Source organism: Roseibium porphyridii (assembly GCF_026191725.2).
Lineage (GTDB): Bacteria > Pseudomonadota > Alphaproteobacteria > Rhizobiales > Stappiaceae > Roseibium > Roseibium porphyridii.
The window spans coordinates 333985-348315 of record NZ_CP120863.1 but is presented as its reverse complement, the minus strand read 5'-3'; the positions used below and the strand labels follow the sequence as shown (position 1 = coordinate 348315).

Here is a 14331-nt window from a genome sequence, read left to right as displayed (position 1 = left end):
GACGCCCTGGCAACGCTGACCGGACACCGTCCATCCGGTTCTGGCGGACTTCGCCAAAGTGAAGGATTGCAGCAAACGAGGTCCCCTCTGGACAAAGCCGTAAACCGAACGCATATCTGGACCACCCGATCTAAAATCCCTCCGCGCTGATGCGCGCCCGCCGGAAGTTACCTCATGGCTTTGAAAGTTGCGGTCCAGATGGACCATATCTCGACCATCAATATTGCAGGTGACAGTGCATTTGCACTGATGCTTGAAGCTCAATCCAGGGGTCATGAGCTATACCATTATACGCCTGAACGGCTGGCATTGCGGGGCGATGAGGTTTTCTGTGCGCTCGAACATGTCGAGGTTCGCGATCAGAAGGGAAATCATTTCACACTTGGCGAAAAGCGGCGTGTCGACATGCGCGAGATGGACGTTGTGTTGATGCGTCAGGACCCGCCATTTGATCTGTCTTACATCGCCGCAACGCATATTCTTGAGAAAATCCATCCTTCCACGTTGGTCGTCAATGATCCCAGGGAAGTGCGCAACGCACCTGAAAAACTGTTCGTTACCGAATTTGCAGACCTGATGCCTCCGACGCTGATCACGAAGGACCGGACGGAAATAGACCTGTTCCGCCAGGAGTACGGCGACATCGTCATGAAGCCGCTGTTTGGTCATGGTGGCGCAGCCGTGTTCCGCATCACCAACGATGACCTCAATTACGGCTCCCTCTATGACTTTTTCGATGCGACCTTCCGGGAACCATGGGTGATTCAGCAATTCCTGCCGAATGTGAAACACGGCGACAAGCGTATCCTGCTGGTCAATGGTGAGTTCGCGGGAGCGGTCAATCGCGTTCCGGCGGAGGGTGATCTCAGATCCAACATGGTGCGTGGTGGAGCGCCGACTGACAGCGACTTGACAGATCGCGAGCGCGAAATTTGCGCGCGACTGGGCCCTTCCTTGCGAGAGAAAGGTCTCATTCTGGTCGGTATCGACGTCATTGACGGCCTGCTGACGGAGATCAACGTCACCGCACCCACGGGCATCAGGGCAATCCGCAAACTCGGCGGTCCCGATGTTGCGGGCAAGGTCTGGGATGTGCTCGAAGCAAAGGTCAAATCCTAGGGAAATTGCACGAGCAAAAAAAAACCTCTACGCAATGCGCAGAGGTATTAGAAGTTTGTGCTTAGACAATGCAACAGAGGGCCTACTCGGCAGCCTCTGATAGTAAAACCCATTGGAACCGGCCTTGTTCCCGAGCTTTTTCAAAAAACGTCTTGAGAATGTTTCTTAAGGCTGAAGTTGTTCAAAAACTCACATATCTTTCAGTAGTTTACGACAAAAAATTTTTTGCAAAAAAAATCGCGAAAAAATCTGATAACCGTAAACTCGCCCTTCAAACATACCGAAAGTTGTTGTTCCAGGAAGGACTTGGTGGAGCTTTCTAAAGAATGCCTGCATCAAAAAAAGCCGCTCTCTCATCAGGAGAAAGCGGCCTTCCAGAGCGACCGGCAAGTGGGTTTACTCGGCGGCTTCAGTTTTAATCACACCTCGGCGGATCTGATCTTCTTCAATGGATTCGAACAGAGCGCGGAAATTACCTTCACCAAAGCCTTCGTCGCCCTTCCTCTGGATGAATTCGAAAAAGATCGGACCAATCACGGTTTTTGAAAATATTTGCAAGAGGATTTTGGTGGTGCCGCCATCGATCACTCCTTCGCCGTCGATCAGAATGCCATGTTTTTTCATCCGGTCGATCGGCTCTTCATGCCCCTGAACGCGCTCAGAAGATCGTTCATAGTAGGTATCCGGAGGGCCAGGCATGAATTTCAGCTCGTTGGCGGCAAGTTTGTCCGTGCTGTCGTAAATGTCGTCGGTTCCCACAGCAATGTGCTGGATGCCTTCGCCGTTGTACTTTTTCAGGTATTCCTCAATTTGGCTGGTGTCATCCTTGGATTCATTCAACGGAATACGGATTTTCCCGCAGGGGCTCGTGATCGCGCGGCTGACGAGACCCGTGATGCGACCGTCGATGTCGAAGAAGTGGATCTGCCTGAAGTTAAAGAGGTCCCGATAAAAATCCCACCATTTGTCCATGTTGCCGCGATAGACATTGTGGGTGAGATGGTCGAGATAATAAAAGCCGACACCACCCGGTCTTGGATTCTCTTCACCCAGCCAGTTGAATTCTGCGGAATAGGCCGAGCCAGCTCCGCCATATCTGTCGACAAAATAGAGCAGCGATCCGCCGATGCCGACGATGGCCGGTGTCTCCAGAACCTTGCCCTCGCCTTCATACGGTGTCGCACCTTTTGCGACAGCATGGTCAAAAGCCTTTTGCGCATCGACAACACGCCAGGCCATGGACGGCGCGCAAGGGCCGTGCGTTTCGACAAATGACATGCCGTGACTGCCCGGCTCCGCGTTCAAGACATAGGTCACATCGCCCTGACGGTAGAGCGTGATGTTCTTGCTCTTGTGTTTTGCAACAGGGACATATCCCATCTTGCGGAACAGGGCGTCGAGCTTCTCTGGCTCTGGATGGGCGAATTCAACAAACTCGAAACCATCGGTGCCAGCAGGATTCTGGTCATTTATTTGAGCAGGTGGTGCATCATGTGGAAACGGTCCCATAAAAGAGCCTCCTCTGGAGCTTTCGTCATTGAGAGCAGGATGGAGGCAAAGATGCGCAGTGTGTGTGCAAAGCACGTGATTTCGCGTAAGTTAGTGCATGGTTCTTGCAGAAAATTAAGGAAAGACGCATGACAGTTGCGTTGGATGGATATGATGTGAAGTTGTTGGCCGCATTGCAGGAAAATGCTGCGCTCACCAATTCCGAGCTGGGCGACGTGATAAATCTGTCTGCGAGTCAGGTTTCACGCAGAAGGGCCAAGTTGGAAGAAGCGGGGATTATCCGTCGATACAGGGCCGCGTTGGATGCCGAGGCGCTGGGCTTGACGGTTACTGCTTTTGTCGGCGTAACGTTGGGTGCCCACAGCAAGGAGAATGCCCGCCGCTTTCGCAACATGGTCAAGGCAATGCCGGAAGTGCAGGAAGCTCATACACTGACAGGTGACCAGGACTATATGCTCAAGATCGTCGTTCCAGACCTGAAAGCACTTAGCCACGTTATAAATGACGAACTGTTGCCCCAGGAGGCTGTCCATCATGTCAGATCATCGATCGCCATGGAAACTCTGAAAGACGACAACCTGTTGCCGCTTGGACGGTCTTGAGGTTTTCACAACCCAAAGAGTTTGAGCAGATCTGACCAGAAATCCTGGCGCAGGCCAGGGAGATTCTCACCCGGACTTCCCGAGCCGTCGGCAAGGCAAATATCCGAATAGCCCTTTTCTGCTGACAGGAGACAGGCATCGGGCCGACAGGCTGTTTCGTCAAGGAAATAGAGATGCCGGCCTGCAAAAGCCTTTTGGATGAGCTGCATATCGTCGTGGTTGGGCTCGGATACGAAGACGAAAGTCGGATACTCTGGTCCGCGCGGCAAACCACGGTCCTGAACGGCGTGAATGGTTTTGTGTTTCGAGCCTCGTATGCACCCATCGATACGATGCGCAAATAGCTTGTCTGTCGAACTGATGTTTTCCTGTTCCATCAGCTTGGCATAAGACGATTTGAGTGTCGCATCGGCGACGGGCAAATAGGCATCGACTGCACCGTCTGCGGCCAGCGTGGTTGTTGCCGTGCCGCTCACTGCGAACAGGGCCAAGACCATCACGATTGCAGTCTTGCGGATTGAATTCTCGAGAAGCAGCGAATGTGTTTCGTGTGCAACCCGGTTGTGAATTGGTCGATACAATTGTGTCGCGAATGGTAGCCTAATCTTGCGCCTCCGGAAGAAAGTCCCATTTGATAGGGCAAATACGTTTTGCCCCGATAGGGGCTGTTGAAAGGAGCCAATTGATGTTTGACGCAAAATCCTTGCTGGATCAGTTTCTGGGAAGCCAGGGTGGCGGTCAACCGGGGAACCAATATGGAGGCCGCGGTGGTGCCACGGCTCAGCGTGGCGGTTCAGGTGATCTGCTGTCCCAAGGCAAGGATTTTCTGTCATCCCAGGGAGGTGGACTTGCACTTGGCGGTCTGGCCGGCCTGATGCTCGGTTCAAAATCAGGTCGGAAGATGGGCAAGAAGGCCGTGACTTATGGGGGCCTCGCTCTGGTTGCCGGTCTCGCCTACAAAGCCTATCAGGGCCACAAGGCCAACCAGCAGAATGCGCCACGCCCGCAATATCCGCAGGACGAACCCATTCCGCTGGAAGCGCCGCGAGGCACCGCCTTTGATCCGGCGCAGCAACCAGGTGGCGAAAACCAGTTTGCCGTTGCTCTTTTGACGGCCATGATCTCGGCGGCTAAAGCCGACGGTCATATCGACCGGGAAGAGCAAGACCGGATTTTTGCGAAAATCGATGAGGCCGGTCTGGACAGCGAAGCGAAGGCCTTCCTTATGGATGAACTGCGTTCCCCGCTCGATCTCGACAAGGTGGTGGCAAGTGCCTCCTGTCCCGAATCTGCGGCGGAGATCTATGCTGCATCCCGCATTGCCATTGATCCCGACCACCCGGCCGAACAGGCTTATCTGCAGATGCTGGCCGCACGGCTCGGTCTTGAAGCTGGTCTGGTCGATGAGATCGAACTCGCCGTGCGAGAGGCCGAGATGGCCAATTAGGCAAGCATGGTCAAAAGAGACCCTTTTGCTGCCGTTTTGAAGCATGGGCCTGACGCTTGACGTCAGGCCTTATTCATTTCTGGCGATGTGAGTTTCGCCAACAAGCTTATTCCGGGGCTGGTCCTACATACTGTGACGCTGGCCGGATCAATCTGCCGTATTTTTGTTGTTCCAGAACATGGGCGCACCACCCTGGAGTTCTGCCGACGGCAAAGAGCGGTGTGAACAACGTTCGATCGATACCGACGGCGTCAAGCAGGACGGCCGTATAGAATTCGACATTGGTGTCCAGCGGACGGTCCGGCTTTGCTCTTTTGAGCGCCACGAGGGCGGCCTCTTCGATGTCTTCCGCCAGTCCGACTTTCGGATTCTCTTCTCCAAGAATGCGCAACCCGTCTTTGAGGACATCGGCGCGCGGATCCCGGGTTCGGTAGATCCGGTGACCGAACCCCATAAGGCGTTCCTTGCGGGCAAGCGCCGCGTCAATCCACCCGGCGGCAGCGTCCGGCGTGCCGATGGCGTCGATCATGTCGAGGACCGGGCCTGGCGCTCCACCATGAAGAGGGCCGCTTAGCGCGCCCATTGCGCCGAGTACGGCCTGTTTCAAACCCGCATCAGTTGACCCGATCACCCTTGCGGTGAAGGTCGAAGCGTTCAGTCCGTGGTCTAAGATAGTAACGAGATAGCGGTCCAGCGCATCGGCGAAATATTTTGTCGGCTCTTCGCCTGTCAGCATGTGCAGGAGATCGGCAGCTGATCCAACAGAAAGGTCCGGCGCGATTGGTTTTTCACCTGCAGAGATCCTGTACGCTGCAGCAAGAAAAACGGGCAACGCACCGCTGATCGCAATCGGTTCGGGGATATCGTCGGTCATTGGTAGCGCAGCCAGGCCGAGCTGCATGTATTCATAGACCGGTAACGTTGCAGCAGCTTTCTCCAGTATCGGGACGACAGCAAAGGCAGCGCGGCGCGCCCGTGCGAAATCCGTTTGAAGCGAAAAGGCTCTTGACACCTCGAGATCTTGCCAGAGGTGTTGAACGGCGGCCTCGAATGGCATCTTGCCAGCAAGGTCCTCTATGCGGCGGCCGCGAAGAACAAGCACGCCGTTTTCACCATCAACGTCACTCAAATGCGTTGTCGCGGCGACAACCCCTTCAAGTCCGGCAATCGGGTCCGGCGTCATCCGGGCGGGATTTGGGGCTTCTGTCATGGGCATCTCCTTTTTGGTTCACGCACATGTAGAAAGAGTGCCTTGCATTGATCAATATTGATAAATACAATCAATACATGTCAAAGCCTGTCTATCTCTCGGCCCGCGAGGCGGCTACAGAGCTCGGCGTTCAACCGGCCACGCTCTACGCCTATGTTAGCCGTGGATTGATTTCTTCTGTCGCCGGACCAGGCAAACAACGCCGCTATGACGCAGGCGATGTCAGAAGGCTCAAGGGGCGCAAGTCGGTTGAAGAAACTGCAGGATCCAGGCCTCTGACGGGTGATCCGGTGCTTGAAACCGAGCTGACGCTTATCTCGGAAGATGGGCCGGTTTATCGAGGGCGCCTTGCCCGTGACCTTGCAAGGAACTCGACACTGGAAACCGTCGCCACACTGTTGTGGAGCTCCGAAGAGGATCCTTTTGCGGAAGCGGCTCCGGCAGACCTCCCGAACCTTCCCCAGGGATTGGGTCCTCTTGACCGATTGATGATGGCGCTTGCTTCCTGGCCCTTGCAGGATAAGGCAGCCTTCACCCAGGCCCCGAAGCTTTTGAAGATCAAGGGTGCTGCACTGCTGCGCTTCGGTGTTGCCGCATTGCTGGATACCAAGCCAAGTGCTCAACCTATCCATACGCAAATTGCCGAGTGTTTCGGAGCATCGTCGAACGCAAAGAACGCAATTCGTTCAGCATTGGTGCTCAGCGCCGATCATGAACTGAACACAAGCGCTTTTGCGGCGCGGTGTGCAGCCTCGACAAGAGCGCCGCTGCACGCGGCATTGCTGTCGGGTCTCGGTGCTTTCACGGGACCTCGTCACGGTGCCGCTTCTGATCGCACGAGTGCATGGCTGTCGGAGATTGGGCCGGAAAGCGATATTGAAGCCGCTCTCTCCGATCGACTCAGCCGTGGGGAACAGTTGCCTGGTTTCGGTCATTCCATCTACGGTGACAAAGATCCGCGTGCGGACTGCCTGCTCGATTTGCTGTGTCAGAACGAACCGAGGCACCCGTTTGTGGACCGTTTGCCCAGCCTGATAGCATCAGCTCGGGATCTTTATGGCCTTTCGCCGAATGTCGATTTTTCTCTGGCTGCAATCCAGAAAACCTATGACCTTCCGAGAGATGCCGGCAAGATCATTTTCTGCGCCGCCCGCATCACAGGCTGGATCGCTCATGCGCTGGAACAATATGCCTCCCATGAGCAAATCCGACCCAGGGCAGCTTACGTTGGTGAGCGGCCGGAGTAACAGCTTCAAAAATGTACCGTCTTCACCTGACTTGAATCCCGGGGCCTCAGCCCTTAGCTTCAAGAAGCGCCAACGTCGGCGTGCAACGGAGTTTTTATGTCAGAGCTTGCGTGAGCAGGCGCTCTGGAATTCAGAGAGCCTCAAATACATGAAACGGTGCCCTGCTGGGCGCCCGATGAAGTGTGTTTAAATCACGAGACCTCAAATGACACGAAACTATTCGGACTTTTTTCCCTCCGGTCCAAAAAGCGGTGGGTCCGATCAGCCCATTTCATCGCTTCAGAAGCTTGGCTGGCAATCTCATTTCGCTCAGCAGCTCAGTGCTGATGACCTGATCAGGACACCACCTGTCCGGGTCGTCGAAGTGCACCGCAATGGTCTGCATGTTCTCGGAGACGGAACGGATCAGACGATCCCGCCACGTTCCGACGCAACAGTTGGAGATTGGCTGCTTCTTGATGAAGTCCATTTGGCTTCAAGCCGACTTCTGGAGCGCAAGAGCCTGCTGAAGCGCCGCGCACCTGGAACGGATCGCCAGATCCAGCTGATCGCAGCCAACATTGACACGGCTTTCATTGTGTCGTCCTGCAACCAGGACTTCAATATTGCACGGCTCGAACGCTACATAGCACTTTGCTTTGAAGCTGAAATTGAGCCTGTGATTGTATTGACCAAATCGGACCTTGTTACCGATCCTGCCGACTTTGTCCGGCAAGCCGAACGCGTCTCTGATCTGGTCCCTGTCGTGACCCTGGATGCACGCGGCGATGAGCCGGTTGCAAAGCTGGCCGACTGGTGCAGAGCCGGTCGGACGGTCGCGTTTCTGGGATCTTCGGGTGTCGGTAAATCGACGTTGACCAATGCCTTGTCCGGGTCCGACGCGATCGAGACACGAGCGATCCGCGAAGACGATGCAAAAGGGCGTCACACGACGACCCGCCGACAATTGCATCTTGTTCCAGGCGGTTGCCTTGTTCTGGACACGCCCGGCATGCGCGAACTGCAGCTAGCCGATGTTGCTGCCGGAATTGATGAACTCTTCTCGGATCTGAACGAACTGGCTGCCTCATGTCGTTTTCGGGACTGTCTTCATCAGACGGAACCCGGTTGCGCCGTCCAGGCAGCCATTTTGCAAGGACAACTCGACGCCTCAAGGCTTCAACGATGGCGGAAACTGAAGTCTGAAGAGGCTTTCAACTCCTCTAGCCTGGCCGAGCGCAGATCGAAAGACAAAACATTCGGCAAGATGGTTCGACGGATCATGAAGGATAAGGGCGCCCGAAACTGGGGCGATTCCTAGCAACCGGCCATCGCTCGTGAGCCGACACGGCCCGGCACTCTTTGCTTTGTCGCACAAGAGCGCCGGGTCTCTTTGGTTTAAGGGCTGGGATTCCCGTCATCGTGCTGTTCAGATAGTCTTTCAGCCAATCAAACCAATCCTGGAACTCGGCATGACGGAAATCCTCGGCCATATCGTCAACATCATGCTTCCGGTCATGCTGTGCGTTTTGCTTGGCTATGCGCTCGCCATCGTCAAAGCGCCATTTGATACAAAATTGTTCGGCAGTCTGGTGTCAAATGTCGGCTATCCGGCTCTTGTGCTGTCACATCTTGCCAAGGAGCACGTGCAGGTCGGCACCTTTTTGACGGTCGTGATCGCGGCAATCGGGATGATCCTGATATTTGGCAGCGTCGGCTTTGTGCTTTTGAAGCTCCTGAAGATCCCGATCAAGGCATATTTAGCGCCGATGATGCTCACCAATGTGGGCAATATTGGGCTGCCGGTCTCGACACTGGCATTTGGAGCAGAAGGTGCCGCGGTCGCAATCGGGTTTATCGTTGTGGTTTTGACCGCTATTTTCACAATAGGCGTTGCACTGCCCATGGGGCGGCCCAATTTCGCTGCGCTGGCGCGTCAGCCCGTCATTTATGCGGTGATCATTGCTCTGGCACTGATGGCCAGTGGAGCCAAGCTTCCCCAGCCCCTGGATCAAAGCCTCAATATACTGGCGGGACTTGCCATCCCTATCATGCTGTTAACGCTCGGTTTCAGCCTGGCAACTCTCAAGTTGGGTAATCTGTCCCGTGCGGTTCTTTTGTCGGTGTTGCATGTCGGAATGGCAGCCGTCGCAGCCTTCACGTTGACGTATGTTCTGGCGCTGGATTCCAAGGTCGAGAACGTCATTGTGCTGCTTTGTTTCATGCCGCCTTCAGTCGCTACCTATCTGGCCGTCTCTCAATATCAGACTGAGGAAGCTTCCGGTGTTGCAGGCTTCATTTTTGTCTCCACACTTTTGACGCTGATCACACTGCCGCTGGTACTCACCTACGGTACGAAACTCTGAGCAAACGCATCAAAGTCGGTAACTCATGTGCACGATGTGCTTGTCGCCGCGCTGTTCCTCGTGGGTTTCAACGAAACCTGCACGCAGGTACCAATCTCTGTTCTCCACCATGAGGATATTCGTGTAGAGGCGAATTTCTGGCACGGGGGCCTCCCTGGCTCGTTTCAGCGCCCAGTCCAGCATCTTTCTGCCATACCCGCTGCCCTGGCTGCCTGGATCTACGGCCACGCTTTCAAGCAGAAGATGGTCGGAGCGCCAGATCAGCACCAGGCTCGCAACAATGGTGTGACCGTCCCGCAGAACCCAGACTTCGTGCTCCCGGATCATTGCACTGTAGTCAGCAGACATCGGCACGGGGATCGCGTTCATGACGGGCACATAGTGCTCAAAAGCCCTATGCGCCAAGTCGCTTATCTCTGGGCCGTCGCCTGAAGCCGCACGTGTTGGTGCGCCTGCAGACGAATGTCTTTGAGATGCTGTCAAGGACGGGCTTTCATGAAGGATTCAAAGTCGACCGTACTGTCGGCGACGCTGTCAGCGCGGTCGAAACTGCCGAATGAACCTCCGTCTTTCATGTCTTCGGCGGCGGCGATGAAGGCACCATAGGCAATACGGGCAAGACCAGCCCCGATTGAAACGCGGGTAACGCCGAGGTCACCGAGTTCCTTGCGCGTTAAATGAAAGTTCTTCCGCCCGGCGAGGATGTTGAGCGGCGCATTGACCTTGGACAGAACATGCACGATCTGGTCCTTGTCCTTCAGCTGGGGTGCATAAACACAATCGGCCCCGGCTTCGACGAAGGCGTTCAGTCTCTTGATTGTTTCTTCCAGTTCGTGATCCGTCTTGACCGGACCTTCGCTGCGCGCGGTCAGAACAAAGTCTGGAGCGATCGCATTTTTTGCATCAACTGCCGCCTTGATACGCTCCACTGCGAGTTCGAGTGAATAATAGGGGTTTTTGGGATCAGTCGTGTAGTCCTCGATAGAGCAGCCTGCGAGGCCGACTTCTATGGCTCCTTTCACAGTCTCCACGACCTCTTCGGGTGCGTCGCCGAAGCCGTTTTCAAGGTCGCCGTTTACCGGAACACCACAGGCCCCGATAATGTCCGCAGCATGTGCCAGCGCAGCATCCCTGCTGATCAGTCCCTCAGCATCGCGCACACCCTGTGTCCACGCATAGCCGGCACTCGACGTGGCCATTGCGTCAAAACGCAGACCATCGAGAATTCGGGCAGAACCGATATCAAAAGGGTTGGGCATGAGGAAGGCTCTGCCTTTTTCGTGCAATGCTTTGAAGGCGGTGCGGCGGCTGGCTGCAGTTGGCATGACGCAATACTCCCTATGATAGTATCAGGCTACACGAGTAACCTGAAGTTTCAAACGGCATTTCGTTCCTTTATGCGGGTGAGGCGCGTTCCGCGTAAGATCCAGTTTAACCTGAAAAAGGGCGCCAATTGGAGCGTTGGTCGAGGGCTTGCATGCGCCAATTCGCTGCACGGGGCGTCAATTTCCCGGGCCTGAGGCCATTTTCGAACGTGTCCACATACACTGCGCTGGACAAAACACAAAAAATCGTCCTGAAGAACTCAACAAGAGCCTTTCAGGACGATTGAAATTCGAAGCTTGCCCGCTGGTGCCTACGCCTGTGCGCGGGTCACTTTGGCTGCGAAACAGCCGCGTCCCGCATAGTGCAGGTGAAGATAGTCGACATCGGGGTTTTCAAAAAAGGAAGCTATCAGGGTTTCAACCTCCGTTCCCTTCACAACGTCTGCGTCGATTATCTCATGCTGCCTGTTGAAGGCACGCACGGACAGAAATCGGGAAACAATGGATTGGGGAATGACATCGGCTTCCAGCTCGGCTTCATGGGCGTCGTCTTTGACAAAAATTGCGTGACGCGACCTATAGGGAGTATCGCCGGGCTGATGTTCGAAATTGAGCAGAAGAACCCGTTCTCCTGCTGCAACATCGGTGAGCGATACGCGGCAAGGGAAAGCGCCGTCGGAAATGAGCACCTGGACTTTCTTTTCGGCCAATTGGGCGTCTGAAAGGCCAAAAAGGTGCGAGAACTCGTTTGCTGGAAGTGGGTGTATCTGAAACATGGTGGGCTCCTAGTAGTTCGAAACAACATTAGGAGGGGGCTTTTCCGGAAACGACCCGATTTGCGAGCAGTTCGTCAGACTCAGGGACTGACATTGGCGCGGGGTTCCCTTTGGCGATGCCAGGCAACCAACAGAACCATGCCGATGATCGTGAGATACGGCAGATAAAAGCGCGTCTCGAAATGCGGAAACACGAGATATTTGGCACAGATAGATGCAACGACGGCATAGAGTAGTACGCGTTCCCGGTCACGCAGTTCGGACAGCGTGATGCATTTGGCGAAGAACAGCATCTCGGCAAAGAGCAGCGCAAGCCACGTTTGGCTCATCAACGACCTGACCGTCGAACGCACGAGCATCTGAACATAAGTAATTGGAGAAAAAGGAGGGTCGAACCCTTCAAGCGTTGGAACATATTCCACGTGGGTGAACCACATATGAACCCACCAGCCGGGATGATCGGATACGCGTGTCAGCCAATAATAAATACCGAAGCAGACAACAAAACAGCCCGTCATGGTCCATCGGCCATGGCCATAAATGGCGGCGAAGACGAAAAAGACACCGATGAAGGCCAGATGGTCGGGTCGGATTAAAAAGGCCGCAACCAGGCATGCGGCTGACGCAATATCTAGCCGTTCCAGATAAAGGAACGCTGCGGCGAGCAGAAAAACCGTGGCATAAAGATCCGGTGAGATCAGCTGGGCAGTACCGCCGAAATCCGCAAAGATCAAAAGAGCAACGATAACCGGTCCATACATCAGCGTACCCGTTCGGGCGAGCCAAATCATCAGGAGTGCTCCAACGGCAATGGCAGACACAAATGAAACAAGCCGCAACGCCTTCACCGGATCCATGAAACCGCTTAGCAGTTTTGCCGTTTCAACATATAGGATCTTCAGGCGATAGAAGCTGAGCATCGTCACGAAAGCGTCCGGATCTTGCGCCTGACGGATCCGGTAGGGCCTGTCCTGTGTCAGCGTAAGGAATTCACCCTCCGAAAGGTTCTCCCTCACAAACCCGTATGTCTGCCGATGCAGATCGTTTCTGTCTTCCGCCGCTGGTTCGAGAATGACCGCAGTATAGGCGAACATATCCCAGTTGGAGAGCGGAAAAACATGCACCACGGCGGCTGTCATCAGGATAAAAAGACCGAGCAATCCGGCCCCAATCCAGGATTTGAGCGGGCGGTACACTGCGCGAGTTGTCCTGAAAACGAATAGGAATGCGTTTTCCAGATTGCGCTGAACCTGATTGGACACTTGCAAAAACCCCGGAGCCGATGGAGCTTCATTCTAGTGGTGCAGGCGTAAGAATTACGTAAACAGGGTCAGCTTGACCGCCTGGACATGCCAATAGAGGCTGGGGCGGTCTCACGAAAGCCGAACTGTTCATAAAGCTTGTTTGCAGGCACGTCGGCGATCAGACTGACATAGGTTGTCGGTGGGAGTCTGGTTTCTATGAATTCGGTCAGGGCTGCCATGATACGCTTCCCCAATCCCAGGCCCTGGTACGCGGGCAGCACGACTATGTCGGTCACTTGAACGAAACAGCCGCCGTCGCCGATCAGGCGTCCCATGCCAATCGGTGTTCCCTCGTCCAGCAACAGAACGGAGAAAAGGCTGTTCTTCAATCCGATTTCGGCAGCGTTCCGGTCATAACCGCTCAGGCCACCATTCGTGCGCAGTTGCAGATAGATGTCGACATCAGGGACCTGTGAAACCAGTTCGATTGTCATATGTCATTCCTCTCGCATTCGTCTGAAGTTACCGAATGACTTGTGTTTTCGCCCGACCCGGCTAAAGGCAGAATTGATTGGCGCTCTTGTCTTTTCAAGTTGAAGCAGGCGAAGACAATCGCGTGAACAACCCAAATCGCCTTCAGAAGAAACAGGCTGGCCTATTGATGCGTTTTTGGATGGTGCATAAATGCTGATGCATCGTGAAATCGAAAAAGTGGTGACTGCTTGCTGGACATCTTAAAAGCCCTTGTACTGTCGATCTTGCTGGTTGTTCCTGCGCGGGCCGATCAGCCACTCACCGTATTTGCGGCGGCCAGCATGCGCGAGGCGATGGAAGAAATCGGTACGGCCTTCGCCGAAGAAAGCGGAACGAGTGTTCTCTTTTCCTTTGCCGGAACCGGAACGCTTGCGCGCCAGATAGAAGCAGGTGCACCCGCCGATGCGTTCGTATCAGCTGATGCGGAATGGATGGACTATGTCGTTGATCGGCAGGCCGTCGTGCTGGGGTCCGTTCGAGAAATCGCATCCAATCGGCTTGTATTGTTGGCACCGGCAGGCAGCCCACAACTCAAACCTGGCGCTTCCGACCTTCCAGTGCGGTTGGAGGGCGAGCGTCTGGCAATTGCGGACCCGGAAACTGTCCCCGCTGGCCGATATGGAAAAGCTGCCCTTCAAGCCCTCGGGCTTTGGGATCGTGTTTCGTCGCATCTCGCGCCAATGGACAATGTGCGTATCGTGTTGGCTGCGGTGGCTCGCGGCGACGTTCCTTTTGGTCTTGTTTACCGGACAGATGCAGTTGTCGCACCCGACGCGCTGGTCGTTTACGAATTTCCCGAAGATCGTCACCCCAGGATCCGGTATCTGGCCGCGCAAACAGTGAATGGGTCACATGCGCACACAGACCGGTTTCTTCAGTTCCTCGCAGGACCTGTCGCGCAAGAGATCTTGCACTCATCGGGCTTTCTAACCGATAAGGAAGGCTAGGCTGCGGATCGGGCGCAGCCATTGGA

15 protein-coding genes are annotated in these 14331 nt (G+C 54.9%); 7 read left to right on the top strand and 8 right to left on the bottom strand.

What is annotated here, in order from left to right:
• Positions 1-174: 174 nt before the first annotated feature.
• Positions 175-1119, top strand: a complete 945-nt coding sequence (gene gshB / locus K1718_RS01640) for a glutathione synthase (RefSeq protein WP_265679953.1) — start codon at positions 175-177, stop codon at positions 1117-1119.
• A 396-nt stretch (positions 1120-1515) separates the two neighbouring features.
• Here gshB and hppD read toward each other — a convergent pair whose 3' ends face one another.
• Positions 1516-2628 (bottom strand): 4-hydroxyphenylpyruvate dioxygenase, encoded by a 1113-nt coding sequence (hppD, locus tag K1718_RS01635; RefSeq protein WP_265679954.1) that lies wholly within the window; start codon positions 2626-2628, stop codon positions 1516-1518.
• A 128-nt stretch (positions 2629-2756) separates the two neighbouring features.
• On the opposite strand from hppD, the gene K1718_RS01630 reads away from it, so the two are divergent.
• Entirely contained in the window at positions 2757-3230 is a 474-nt protein-coding gene (locus tag K1718_RS01630) for an Lrp/AsnC family transcriptional regulator (RefSeq protein ID WP_152499091.1), read from the top strand.
• Positions 3231-3235: 5 nt separating this feature from the next.
• Here K1718_RS01630 and K1718_RS01625 read toward each other — a convergent pair whose 3' ends face one another.
• The gene (locus tag K1718_RS01625) at positions 3236-3730 is read right to left on the bottom strand and encodes a hypothetical protein (protein WP_265679955.1); all 495 of its coding nucleotides are present in this window, start codon (positions 3728-3730) and stop codon (positions 3236-3238) included.
• A 185-nt stretch (positions 3731-3915) separates the two neighbouring features.
• Between K1718_RS01625 and K1718_RS01620 the strand changes: the two genes are divergently transcribed.
• Positions 3916-4677: a tellurite resistance TerB family protein gene (locus K1718_RS01620; RefSeq protein WP_265679956.1), complete on the top strand. Its 762-nt coding sequence runs from the start codon at positions 3916-3918 to the stop codon at positions 4675-4677.
• A 106-nt stretch (positions 4678-4783) separates the two neighbouring features.
• Here the strand turns inward: K1718_RS01620 and K1718_RS01615 are convergent, their stop codons facing one another.
• Entirely contained in the window at positions 4784-5887 is a 1104-nt protein-coding gene (locus tag K1718_RS01615; protein WP_265679957.1) for a citrate synthase/methylcitrate synthase, read from the bottom strand.
• A gap of 47 nt (positions 5888-5934) precedes the next feature.
• Between K1718_RS01615 and K1718_RS01610 the strand changes: the two genes are divergently transcribed.
• The 3 genes from K1718_RS01610 to K1718_RS01600 all read left to right on the top strand — a co-directional run bounded on the left by K1718_RS01610 (position 5935) and on the right by K1718_RS01600 (position 9479).
• On the top strand, positions 5935-7134 hold the full coding sequence (locus K1718_RS01610; RefSeq protein ID WP_265679958.1) for a citrate/2-methylcitrate synthase: 1200 nt from the start codon (positions 5935-5937) through the stop codon (positions 7132-7134).
• A gap of 205 nt (positions 7135-7339) precedes the next feature.
• Complete coding sequence (gene rsgA / locus K1718_RS01605; RefSeq protein ID WP_265679959.1) at positions 7340-8434, top strand: ribosome small subunit-dependent GTPase A; 1095 nt, start codon at positions 7340-7342, stop codon at positions 8432-8434.
• Between the two features lie 151 nt (positions 8435-8585).
• Complete coding sequence (locus tag K1718_RS01600; protein ID WP_265679960.1) at positions 8586-9479, top strand: AEC family transporter; 894 nt, start codon at positions 8586-8588, stop codon at positions 9477-9479.
• A 9-nt stretch (positions 9480-9488) separates the two neighbouring features.
• Here the strand turns inward: K1718_RS01600 and K1718_RS01595 are convergent, their stop codons facing one another.
• From K1718_RS01595 to K1718_RS01575, 5 genes are all read right to left on the bottom strand, one after another.
• Positions 9489-9884: a GNAT family N-acetyltransferase gene (locus K1718_RS01595; RefSeq protein ID WP_265679961.1), complete on the bottom strand. Its 396-nt coding sequence runs from the start codon at positions 9882-9884 to the stop codon at positions 9489-9491.
• A gap of 74 nt (positions 9885-9958) precedes the next feature.
• On the bottom strand, positions 9959-10804 hold the full coding sequence (locus tag K1718_RS01590) for an isocitrate lyase/PEP mutase family protein (protein ID WP_152499085.1): 846 nt from the start codon (positions 10802-10804) through the stop codon (positions 9959-9961).
• Positions 10805-11115: 311 nt separating this feature from the next.
• Positions 11116-11580, bottom strand: coding sequence for a DUF1203 domain-containing protein (locus K1718_RS01585; RefSeq protein WP_152499084.1), 465 nt, complete (start codon positions 11578-11580; stop codon positions 11116-11118).
• An 80-nt stretch (positions 11581-11660) separates the two neighbouring features.
• The gene (locus tag K1718_RS01580; protein WP_209006760.1) at positions 11661-12776 is read right to left on the bottom strand and encodes a hypothetical protein; all 1116 of its coding nucleotides are present in this window, start codon (positions 12774-12776) and stop codon (positions 11661-11663) included.
• 134 nt (positions 12777-12910) lie between these two features.
• Entirely contained in the window at positions 12911-13318 is a 408-nt protein-coding gene (locus K1718_RS01575; protein ID WP_152499082.1) for a GNAT family N-acetyltransferase, read from the bottom strand.
• Between the two features lie 228 nt (positions 13319-13546).
• Between K1718_RS01575 and modA the strand changes: the two genes are divergently transcribed.
• Positions 13547-14305, top strand: a complete 759-nt coding sequence (modA, locus tag K1718_RS01570) for a molybdate ABC transporter substrate-binding protein (protein WP_265679962.1) — start codon at positions 13547-13549, stop codon at positions 14303-14305.
• Positions 14306-14331 lie beyond the last annotated feature (26 nt).